At 67.8% G+C, this 10,526-nt stretch carries 9 protein-coding genes; 5 read left to right on the forward strand and 4 right to left on the reverse strand.

The features are described 5' to 3' along the window. Together VH112_11045 and VH112_11050 are read right to left on the reverse strand one after the other, a co-directional pair. The coding region (locus VH112_11045) for a hypothetical protein (protein ID HEX4540769.1) at positions 1-915 on the reverse strand (915 nt) is incomplete at its 3' end. Positions 916-1,056: 141 nt separating this feature from the next. Beyond that, positions 1,057-1,641, reverse strand: coding sequence for a TIGR03086 family metal-binding protein (locus tag VH112_11050; protein HEX4540770.1), 585 nt, complete (start codon positions 1,639-1,641; stop codon positions 1,057-1,059). 152 nt (positions 1,642-1,793) lie between these two features. Between VH112_11050 and VH112_11055 the strand changes: the two genes are divergently transcribed. The 4 genes from VH112_11055 to VH112_11070 all read left to right on the forward strand — a co-directional run bounded on the left by VH112_11055 (position 1,794) and on the right by VH112_11070 (position 4,018). Next, complete coding sequence (locus VH112_11055) at positions 1,794-1,997, forward strand: hypothetical protein (GenBank protein HEX4540771.1); 204 nt, start codon at positions 1,794-1,796, stop codon at positions 1,995-1,997. Beyond that, the gene (locus VH112_11060; GenBank protein ID HEX4540772.1) at positions 1,994-2,596 is read left to right on the forward strand and encodes a hypothetical protein; all 603 of its coding nucleotides are present in this window, start codon (positions 1,994-1,996) and stop codon (positions 2,594-2,596) included. The genes VH112_11055 and VH112_11060 overlap by 4 nt, the downstream gene beginning before the upstream one ends. Before the next feature lie 107 nt (positions 2,597-2,703). Further along, positions 2,704-2,991, forward strand: a complete 288-nt coding sequence (locus VH112_11065) for a DUF1330 domain-containing protein (GenBank protein ID HEX4540773.1) — start codon at positions 2,704-2,706, stop codon at positions 2,989-2,991. A gap of 214 nt (positions 2,992-3,205) precedes the next feature. Further along, on the forward strand, positions 3,206-4,018 hold the full coding sequence (locus tag VH112_11070) for an alpha/beta hydrolase (protein HEX4540774.1): 813 nt from the start codon (positions 3,206-3,208) through the stop codon (positions 4,016-4,018). Positions 4,019-4,094: 76 nt separating this feature from the next. Here VH112_11070 and VH112_11075 read toward each other — a convergent pair whose 3' ends face one another. Then, positions 4,095-5,969 (reverse strand): peptidoglycan DD-metalloendopeptidase family protein, encoded by a 1,875-nt coding sequence (locus VH112_11075; GenBank protein HEX4540775.1) that lies wholly within the window; start codon positions 5,967-5,969, stop codon positions 4,095-4,097. Positions 5,970-7,287: 1,318 nt separating this feature from the next. On the opposite strand from VH112_11075, the gene VH112_11080 reads away from it, so the two are divergent. Then, positions 7,288-8,079: an SDR family NAD(P)-dependent oxidoreductase gene (locus VH112_11080; GenBank protein HEX4540776.1), complete on the forward strand. Its 792-nt coding sequence runs from the start codon at positions 7,288-7,290 to the stop codon at positions 8,077-8,079. 420 nt (positions 8,080-8,499) lie between these two features. Here VH112_11080 and VH112_11085 read toward each other — a convergent pair whose 3' ends face one another. After that, on the reverse strand, positions 8,500-9,957 hold the full coding sequence (locus tag VH112_11085) for a catalase (GenBank protein HEX4540777.1): 1,458 nt from the start codon (positions 9,955-9,957) through the stop codon (positions 8,500-8,502). Positions 9,958-10,526 lie beyond the last annotated feature (569 nt).

Consider the following 10,526-nt stretch of genomic DNA (forward strand, 5'->3'; position numbering starts at 1 on the left):
CGTGCGCAGCTCGGCGGGGATGTGGCGCCCGATGTGTCTGACGGTCTCGATGCGCACCCCGTCGTGGATCACCCCCTTCACGAAGGCCTCCTCGGCTCGTTGGCGGGCCACCGACACCGGGACCTGGCCCCCACCCACGAGGTGACAGGTCCCCTCCCCGCCGTCGCCGGGCCGCTCCCAGACCAGGACCAGGTCGGCCCGGTTGGCCCTCCCCTTGCCCCCGCCGGCGCACAGGGCCACCAGGGCGTTGGCGGCGTGGGCGGCGCGGGACTCGGTGCTGGCCTGGCGGCGGGCGGTCTTGCGGATGCGGTCGGTCTCGGCGTCGAGGCGGTTGATCAGGGGGATGCCCACCACCGGGGGCAGGGCAAAGACCCCCCGCACCATGCCCAGGTCGTCGCGCCAGTGGCGCAGCTCTCGGGCCGCCTGCTGGCGGCCGTGCAGTTCCTCGGGGTCCACCGACTTCAGGCGCCGGCTGCGGGCTCGTTCTCTGAGCACGCCCAGGCTCGAGGACTTGGCCAGGCCCACCAGCTCGGCCTCGGTGCCGGGACAGGCGGCCTCGGTCCTGGCGATCTCGGCCCCCTGGGCCAGCGACAGCTCGCCCGCCACCACCGCCTGCCTGGTCGTCGGGCAGTCCTCCAGGGCCGCCGCCGTGCCCAGGGCCTCCCGGGCCTGGGGGGCCGAGGAGCCGGCGCTGCGGGCCAGCCAGTCGACGGGGTTGGTATAGCCCCGCCGCTGGTGAGCGCCGGCGGCGGCCGCCCGGGCGGCGGCGCGGACCAACCCCGCGGCGCAAGCCTTCTCGGTGCGACCCAGCTCCTCGGCCAGGGTGGCGCAGTCGTCACCTGAGAACAGCTCAGGCTCGAAGGACGCCAGGAGCTCCAACAGCCTTCGCACGGCGTCCAGCAGGCTCGCGGGCATGCCACTCCTCGCTCATCAGGCGCGCTCGGCGCGCTCGACCAATGAGAGGAGGGCGGTGACTGCCTCGCCCACGAAGGCGCCACTCACCCTATCCGAACACACGTTCGGGGTCAAGGCATGAGGGGTCCGCAGTGCTCTTTGTCAGCGGGGGGACCAGGCGGGATCACGCCCGGTGAGGCCGATGACGCGGTCGAGGAGTGGCGCGGTCGGCGGCACCCCGACGACGGGCCCGAAGAGCCCTTGGCGCGCCTCCGGCTGGTCGGCGAACTGCCCCACGAAGCCGAGCACCACTTCCAGCGTGCTCTTGTCGCACTCGTATGGCTGGCCGGTGGCCCGGGCCAGGTCCCATCCGTGGACGACCACCTCGTCCAGCGCGACCACGCCCGCGATCTCACCCGGAAGGTCCACCCCACCGGCGCGGGTCATGCCGCTCCAGGCGGTCGGGTCGCGCCACACCTCCGCCAGCGTCTCGAGGTCTCGGGGGATGCGGATCCGCCAGTCCTCACCCAGTCGCGACGCATCGCCCGATGGGGCTTGGCTCCCGAGGTCATCGGTGTCCTTGCGTGCAGCGGCGGTAAACGCGAGAGAGAGTCCCCCGATGTGATCCAGCAGGCCACCGAGGGCGTAGGCCGGACATGGCGTCGGCTGATCGAGGCGTCCATCGGGGACGTCTTCGATCAGGGCGGCCAGCCGTCGTGTCGCTGGCTCCAGGTCCACAAGTGTCATCGGGGCTGAGCTCCTCGAGGTCGTCGTCGATCTCCGACATCTAGACGGGGTCACATCGTCAAACTCATCGCGGGAGACAGCACTTCGACGTCTCCTGCCGTCCCTATCTGGGCTGTTACAGGCTCACGGCATACTGACACTGAGGTGGATGCATGATGTTCTGGTACTTCCTCGGTAGACGCAGCGGCTACCGGGCCGCCACACGGGGTAGCAGCGGTCAGTGGGGCTGTGGGACCGTCGTGGCGTTCGCCCTGATCATTGGGGCGGTGGTCGCCTTCTGGCAGATCGCGGTGCCCGTCGTGGCCATCGCTGTCGTTGTGTTGATCGCAGCCGGTGCCAGGCGGTCGATCTCGTGATCCTCGGCAAGGCCCGCGCCGCCCAGGCTCTGGTCGTCGTCGGTCTGGCCGCCGGGTGCGCCGCCTCGCATCCGGGCTCGAGCCCGACCGCCACAACGGCGGCGCCGATCACGGCCGCCCCGACCACGACCGCCCCGACCACGACGGAGCCGAGCACCACCGAGACCACGCCCGCTCCAATACCGGCGGCTGCTGCTCCGACAGGGGCAATACCCAATGCCGCGCTCACGCCCGGCGAGGCGCTAACCGGCGTCACGGCAGCCCAGGTATGCCAGGTGGGGTGGGCCAGTGCGCACAGAGACGTCCCCGAGGCCGAACGCCACGCCGTGTTCGCCGCCTACGGCGTGCCATACGCGCAGCGGGGCGGCTACGAGCTGGACCATCTGATCTCGCTGGAGCTCGGAGGCGACAACGCCCAAGCCAACTTGTGGCCGGAGCCTCACGACGGCCCCGGCTTCCCGGGCAGCCAGACCAAGGACGGCATCGAGAACCGGCTGCACGATCTCGTGTGCTCCGGCCGGCTCGCCCTGACCACCGCCCAGCACGCCATCGCCACGAACTGGCAGACGGCGCTGGCCGGTTACGGCCCCTCGCCATGACCGATGGCCGGATCCGCGAGGTGCTCGACGCCAGGAGCGGCCCCGGTCGTCGGCCGATTGACCGCGGTCACACCCTCGTCGGCCCCACTCAACCGTAGAATCCTTTCGTGCCTGCGTATGTCGTCGTTGACGTAAAGCAGACGGATCCGGAGCGAGGGGCCCGGTACCGTGAGCTGTCGGGCCCAAGCGTCGAGCGACACGGTGGTCGCTTCCTGGCACGGGGCGGAGCGGTGATTGTTCTGGACGGCGACTGGGAGCCCGAGCGACTCGTCGTCATCGAGTTTCCGTCGCCGGATGCCGCGCGATCGTGGTTCGATTCCGACGACTATCGCCGAGCCCGCGCCGTCCGCGAAGGCGCGGGCACCTGGCAAATGGTGGTCGTCGACGGCATGTAGCTCGAGCTAGGTGCGCTCGACGATCTCGCCGTGCACAGCTACGACCGCATCTCGCTACTCTGCTCACCGTGTCGCAGGACATGATCAAGCCACCAGGCTGTCGTCGGTGAGTGGCCTCGCCGAGCCCCATGTGGAAGGGACGATACAAGTTGCGCCTGGCCGCCGACTCGCTTTCAGTGAGTTCGGGCCGCCCCACGGGCGTCCTGTCGTCTGGATGCATGGCACGCCCGGGGCACGGCGCCAGATACCCCAGTCCACCCGGGTAGCGGCCGAAGAGCTCGAGATCCGGGTCATTGGGATCGACAGGCCGGGAGTCGGAGAGTCGACACCGGTTCTGTACGGCTCATTCCTCGACTTCGTGCCCGACCTGACCCATCTCGTCGACCGCCTAGGCGTGGAACGCTTCGCCATGCTCGGCCTCTCGGGCGGTGGCCCTTACGTGCTGGCTTGCGCGTTCGCCGTTCCGCAGCGCGTCGTCGTCGGCGGCGTGCTCGGCGGGGTCGCTCCAACTCGAGGAGACGACGCCATCCCCGGCGGGCTGGTCGGCTGGCTCGCTCCTCTGGCTCCAACGGTGGCGGCGATCCAGGGCCCGCTTTCGACCATTCTCGGTTTCGGCGTGCGGACCCTGCGGCCCGTGGCGTCACCGGTATTCGACGTTTATGCGCACTTCTCGCCCGAGGGAGACCGGCGTGTCTTCTCTCGACCGGAGATCAAGGCGATGTTCCTCGACGACCTGTTGCGCGGCAGCCGCAAGGGCCTGGCGGCGCCGCTCCTCGACTTCGTGCTCTTTTGCCGGCCCTGGGGGTTCTCGGTACGGGACGTGGCCGTGCCCATCCGGTGGTGGCACGGCGACGCCGACCACATCGTTCCCCTGTCTCATGGCGAGCACGTCGTCTCCCTTCTGCCCGACGCCGAGCTGTTCGTCCGTCCGGGCGAGAGCCACCTGGGAGGCCTGGGCGCCGCCGAGGAGATCCTTGCAGCCCTCCTGACCGTGTGGGACAAGAGAATGGAACCTCCTTGCACTTGATTGCTGGCGGATCTATGGGCAGTGCGATGATTCGGGGAACCGGTTTCCGCTGAGCCGTCGCTGCCGACGGGCATTGTCACCCGCCGATGGACGGCAAGATGGCGTTGAGGTAGTCGAGCATGGACTGGCCTGCGCCCAGGTGACCGAGGGGCAAGAATCCGATCTCCAGGTGCGGGCCGGTGGAGATCCCGACGATGCCATTGCCGACGCTCGAGATCTGCTGGCCCTGGACGACATGGGCCCCTACGGGGACCAGATCCGGCCCCGAATGGCCGTAGTAGACAGTCCTGCCCGCCAACGGGCCGGAGGTGATCTGTAGAACCGGCGCATTGGGCCCGAACCCGCTGATGCCCTCCTGGATGATGGTGCCCGAACCCATTGCATAGAGAGGAGTGCCACCCGGCGCCGAGTAGTCCACTCCCTGATCGACAGTGCCCCCCTTCAGATACTCCACGGGCAACGGCACCGCGGCGCCGCCCGGGCCTACCACGCCCGCCGGGACTCCGAGCGCGCTGGACAGAAGAGCGGCCGGGAGGGGCGGCGTGAACGGTGTCAGCATCGTCGTGCGGGTCGCGTCGTTGAGAGTGCCCGTGACGGGGATCGCCGCGGCGCGCTGGTAGGCCTTGATCGCCGCCGTGGTGGGGATGTCCCACTGGCCGGAGTTGAGGGCAGGGAACCCGAGGCCACTGAGAAGGGTCTGCCAGTTCCTCACGTTGTTGACAGACATCGGTGCCGGTGCGACCGGAAGGCTGAACTGAGGCGCGCTCTGGATGGCGTCGAAGACCGGATCGGTTGCCGTCTCCCAGCTCCAGTAGGAAACCGAGACTGCATTCGCGTCGTCGGCCGCCTTGATGAAGCCGAGCATCTGGTCGCGTGCCGGATCGGCGGGAGTCGAACCGGGGGGTGCCGGAATCGGGGGCGGAAGGACCGGGGCCTGGTCCACCGCGATCACGGGCTTGCCCAGCGGTGCCAGCGCAGCCATGGCCGGGGCGAGGTCCTGGCTGGCCGGACTGGATGAGGGATCCATGACGGCGACGGCGTCGAAGGGCGATACCACCTGGGAGTAGGGATAGACGGCCGCGAGGGGAGGCGGCGCAGGGACAGGTGGAACCGGAACAGCTGCGACGAGGGGGAAGTCGGGACCAACGGCAAATCTCAGGGCGTTGCCGTAGTCCTGGGCCGCTGGGAGAGGCGGGTTCGCCCCTGCCGCCGGATCCAGGTCAGCCACGAAGCCATCGATCCGGTCCTGGTCGGGGGTGGCGTAGGTGATCTCAGAGGCCGCCCGCGCGACATCGGCCTTGGGGTCGGCCAGGCTGGGCATGTCGGCGCCGTAGACCCGGATGTTGGCCGCGTGGGCGAGGGGAAGGAAGGAGTCGAGGAAGCTCTGGTGAGTGAAGCTGGCGTCCGACGAGCCGAGCAACACCACCACATAGCTCAGCCCGGCACCTTGGGCCTTGGCCACCATGGCATCGATGGCCGGGAGTGAGGTCCCGTTGACGACAGGCGCGAACTGCCGGCCGACAACGGTGGAGAAATCGCCGGTGCCCCACGGTGACGCCCCGACCGCGTGAGCCACCGCCGCGGCGCTGTTCCCGGCCTTGAGGGCGGCGAGGATCCCCCGGTACTGGCCGTTCTTCAGTGTCTGCGCCGTGGCCCTGATGGCCGTCGGCCAGTCCGGGTACGTCCTGACGCCGATCGAGTTCCAGATCGTCGCGCCAGCCGCAGGTTGGGTCGTGTTGAGCGGGTTGAGGTGGACGAATCCGCCCTCGGCCGCTTGCCAGGCGTCGATGGCCTGGACGTTGGGACCCGTGTTCGGATCCCCAAGGATGGCGAGGAGCGCCCTCGAGAAATCCGAGGGCGAACGAATGGCGGCAACCGGCGGACTGGCGGTCCCAGGCTGAGTGGCGGTAGCCGGTCCTCCAGGTACTCGCGGTGGTGCCCATATCCACATTCCCTTACCAACCGGCACCGGTGCCTTGAGAGCGGGGACGCGAGGGCTGGGCTGAGTCGGCGGCGGGGTTGCCGAACTGTTCGCCGTCGAGTCGTGCGGGACGGCTGGCACGACGCCCGGGAGGCTGTGTATCGGGTGCGGAAGGCCGGTTGTCGCGGTTGAGGGAGGCGGCGATGACGACGCTGGCGGACTGCTGGACGCGGGCGGCGCCGCCGTCGTGGCTGGGGACCGAGTTGGAGACGCAGGCGAAGTGGTGCCAACCGGCTTCGAAGGGACGGTGCTCGGCGGCGCCGTCACTGCGGCCGACGGACTCGGGGGCGTCTGGAGTGGTACCGAGCAGGTCTTGACTCCACCGCTCGCCCCCGAGGTCGGACCGGCGGGTTGGTTCCCGCCGTTGACGGTCACGTCTCTGAGCGTCATGTTGACATTGGCAGCCCACGCGCAGAGGCTCCACCACGCAGTGCCGTTTCCGAGAATGGTCGCCCCGTTGCCATTGAGGGACACGGGGCTCGTAACGACGGGCAGGCCACCTTCGCCAGCAGAACCACCGTCGGTGGTGACGGCATAGGTGCAACCTGCTCTAAGACTGATTGTCCCACCACCGCTGCCGTTGGCCTTGTTGATTGCCGCAACGAGGCCGGCAGTGCCGCCACCCGGCCCCGAGCACGGTACGTCCGTCGCCACGGCGGCGTATGCAATGCCAGGCGAAAGCACCGTGACGGAAGCCAGTCCGCAAACCAGACTGGCCAGCGCTCCGACAGCTAGCGACCGAGCTCTCGTGCCACAGATCAGGGGACGAGCTCTGTGGTTCGCCCGCCTTCGATTGCCTTGGAACAGACGCGAGGCCCCCGGTTCAATCGTCAACGATCTCCGAACCTTCTACTGGGGAGTCGCGGACCTGGAGTCCGGAGGTTGACGAACGAGTCACGAGTCGGTGGGCGCCGATGCGAACATTGAATGCTGGATCGTTCAACATCTCAACCCCTCCGCCCGGAACCGCAGACCCGCCAAGAACGATCCTCCGCGATCTTGACGCGTGAACCGTGCCTCGTGGTGTCGTTCCACCCTACCAGGGGGAAAATTGCTGTTCATTGGGGTTCGGCTGGTGTGGATGCCGTCACTCAACGTTCCATTGCGGACCGTCGCAATCCGAATATCGGGACCAACTCGCCCAAATAGCTCCCCGGGTGGTGGTCTCCGATCGCCTGCCTAGATGCGGTGTCACGCGCCGGGTCTCCACGGAGCTGCGTTCACACGAGCTTGTGTCGACTCCTGTAGGGAGGCGATGCTGTGATCAGCACTCTAAGGGAGGACAGACGTGAAGCTTGCTGGAACCACAGCTCTCGTGACGGGAGCCACGGGCGGCTTGGGTCAAGCCATCGCACGAGCCCTTGCCAATGCCGGGGCCAGTCTGCTTCTGAACGGTCGCAGGACCGAGGCCCTCGAGTCCCTTGCCACCGAGCTGTCGGCCCGCACGCTCGTTGCTGACCTGGCTCAACGGCCCGACGTAACTCGGTTGGTCGAGCAGGCGGGCCAGGTCGACCTGCTCGTCGCCAACGCTGCGCTTCCAGCAAGTGGGGACCTGCTCGACTACACACCGGATCAGATCGACCGAGCTCTCGACGTCAACCTCCGGGCACCGATCATCATGGCCAGGGAGTTGGCTCCCGGCATGACGGCGAGGCGGGTGGGCCACATGGTCTTCGTCGGCTCCCTATCCGGAAAGGCTGCATCGCCTGGCAGCGCCATCTACAGCGCGACCAAGTTCGGCCTGCGCGGCTTCGCCCACGGCCTACGCCAGGACCTGCACGGGACAGGAGTCGGAGTGTCCGTCGTCCTGCCCGGCTTCGTCCGAGGCGCCGGTATGTTCGCAGAATCAGGCGCGAAGCTGCCCCCCGGACTTCGGACCGTCTCGCCCGAAGACGTGGCTCGGGGGGTGGTACGGGCTATCGAGCACGACCAGGCCGAGGTCGTAATTGCTCCCATCGAGGTTCGACTCGGCGCCATCCTCGGAGGCCTTGCTCCTGGCCCAGCCGCTGGCATCCAACGCCTCTTCGGGGCCAGCCGGCTGAGCAATCAGATGGCCGAGGGTCAACGCCCGAAGCGCTGAGAATGAATGTCGGCAGGCCCATTAGCTTGCTGAGAGTGGCAGCGGACGGCGGAGTCCAGGAGGAGGGCCGCGTGCTGTCGCTCCAAGCCCCTTTACGATCCTGTGGCGGTAAGACAGAAGCCCCGATCCGCGCCTCAATTTGTCCAGCCAAGCGGTACCCTTGTGTTGGTCGCCATGGACCATGATCCGAGGCGGTCGATAGAGCAACGGAGTGGTCGGGGGGTCACGGACTCGACCACTCCGTTCGCGTAGGCGCGTCAGACGGTAGCGAGACCGACGGGCTTGCGTCCCAACCCACGACGAGCTCGGACAGCGCGGAGTAAATGCCGGCTACGAGAGGTCGAAGAGGTTCCGCAGGGCTCCGGCCGTGACCGGAGGCCCGGCACCTGCTGGCGCCGGGCCTCCGGTGGGGGAAGAGGGTCAGGACTGGCCGCCGCGGACGCCCTTCTCGACCCGGTCGCCCAGGTCCTGGTCGACGTTTCGCCAGTACTGGAACGCGCGCTCGAGCACGGGCTCGGTCACACCGTCGAGCAGGTGCCCGACGATGTTGCTGACCAGGCGGCCCCGCGCCGCATCGTCCAACACCTCGCGGACCATGGTGCGGGCCTGACCCCAATCGTCGTCTTCAGCATGCGCTGCGTATGCACTCCGCATGATCTCGCCGTCGGCATACCAGCTGGGCGGGGCGTGGTGCTCGCCGTCAGCGCGAGGGCCGCCCTTGGAGTTCGGCGCGTACACCGGGTCGGTCACGTTGTGGATGCGCATTGCACCGTCCTTGCTGTAGCTGTGCACCGGGGCGACTGGCGCGTTGACCGGGATCTGCTGGTAGTTGACACCGAGCCGGGCCCGGTGGGCGTCGGCGTAGGAGAACAGCCGGCCCAGCAGCATCCGGTCCGGGCTCGGCCCGGTCCCCGGGACAAGGTTGTTGGGCTGGAACGCTGCCTGCTCGATCTCGGTGTGGTTGTCGGTCGGATTGCGGTCCAGCGTCAGCCGTCCGACCTCGATGAGGGGGTAGTCAGAATGCGGCCATACCTTCGTCAGGTCGAACGGGTTGAACCGGTAGCCGGCCGCCTCGTCGAACGGCATGATCTGCATGCGCAGCGTCCAGCTCGGATGATCACCTCGCTTTATCGCGTCGAACAGGTCCCGGGTGTGAAAATCGGTGTCGACGCCGGCCATCTGGTCGGCTTCCTGCTGGGTGAAGAACTCGATGCCCTGATCGGTGATGAAGTGGTACTTCACCCAGAATCGCTGGCCCTTGGCGTTGATCCACATGTAGGTGTGGGAGCTGTACCCGTTCATGTGCCGCCAGGTCCGCGGGATGCCGCGGTCGCCCATCAGCCACGTGACCATGTGTGCCGACTCTGGCGAGAGGGTCCAAAAGTCCCACTGCATGTCGTGGTCGCGCAGATTGTTATCCGCGCGACGCTTCTGCGACCGGATGAAGTGCTGGAACTTCATCGGGTCCTTGATGAAGAAGATCGGCACGTCGTTGCCGACCATGTCGAAGTTCCCCTCCGTGGAGTAGAACTTCAGCGCGAACCCTCGCGGGTCACGCCACGTGTCGGGGCTTCCCCGCTCCCCGGCCACGGTGGAGAACCGGGCCACCAGCCGGGTGGTGGTTCCCGGCTGGAACAGCGCCGCCTTGGTGTAGTCGCTGACGTCCTGGGTCACCTCGAACCGGCCGAACGCGCCACTGCCCTTGGCGTGTGGCTGCCGCTCTGGTATCCGCTCTCGGTTCCATTGCGCCATCTGCTCGATGAGGTAGCTGTCTTGGAGCAGGATCGGGCCGCCCGGACCGACGGTCAAGGAATGCTCATCGCTTTCGACCGGGATACCGGCATCGGTTGTCGTGGGCTTGGACTCCGAGGTAGGCATTCAATATCTCCTTTCTTGGACGGAACCCGAGGCCGTGATGGACCCAGGACCGGGGTTGGGGTTAGAGACCGCCGGTGGCAGCGCCGAGCGGCACAGCTGGATTGAACGAGCCCCAGAGATGCGGCCGACGGCGAAGGCCCGCGCCACAGTCAGTCCGACAGCCAGCCCGTAGAACAGGCTGCGAGGCGACGTGTCCGCCGGCGTAGACCATGACCATGAGGGCAAAGCGGGCGCCAGCGGGGTGAATGCGCTGCTGGTGAGTCCACTCGTTGCGACCGCGAAGACCAGGAAGAGCGCGCCGATTCCCTCAACAATAAGCTTTCGGGCGGGCTCCGCATACTTCGGGTGCGCCTCAGCCCACCGCGCGACCGGCGCTTTGCGGGGGGCAGCCTGGCCCGGAGACCGTCGGGAAGTTGTCGTGCGATCATAGGTCCGCATGGTCAACGCAGGATCGGTGGTGCTACGAGGGCACTAGGGCTTCGGCGTCGAGGTAGTCGAGCTCTGCCCAGTCCCACTGGTGATCGTGAACTGACCCTGGGCGACGGTGGCTTGATCTCCGGTCGCCTTGA

The organism is Acidimicrobiales bacterium (assembly GCA_036270875.1).
Taxonomy (GTDB): domain Bacteria; phylum Actinomycetota; class Acidimicrobiia; order Acidimicrobiales; family AC-9; genus AC-9.

Coding starts and splice junctions, on each gene's coding strand:
- VH112_11055 (HEX4540771.1), top strand. CDS start 1,794: ATGATGTTCTGGTACTTCCTCGGTAGACGCAGCGGCTACCGGGCCGCC.
- VH112_11075 (HEX4540775.1), bottom strand. CDS start 5,969: ATGTGGATATGGGCACCACCGCGAGTACCTGGAGGACCGGCTACCGCC.
- VH112_11085 (HEX4540777.1), bottom strand. CDS start 9,957: ATGCCTACCTCGGAGTCCAAGCCCACGACAACCGATGCCGGTATCCCG.
- VH112_11070 (HEX4540774.1), top strand. CDS start 3,206: ATGCATGGCACGCCCGGGGCACGGCGCCAGATACCCCAGTCCACCCGG.
- VH112_11050 (HEX4540770.1), bottom strand. CDS start 1,641: ATGACACTTGTGGACCTGGAGCCAGCGACACGACGGCTGGCCGCCCTG.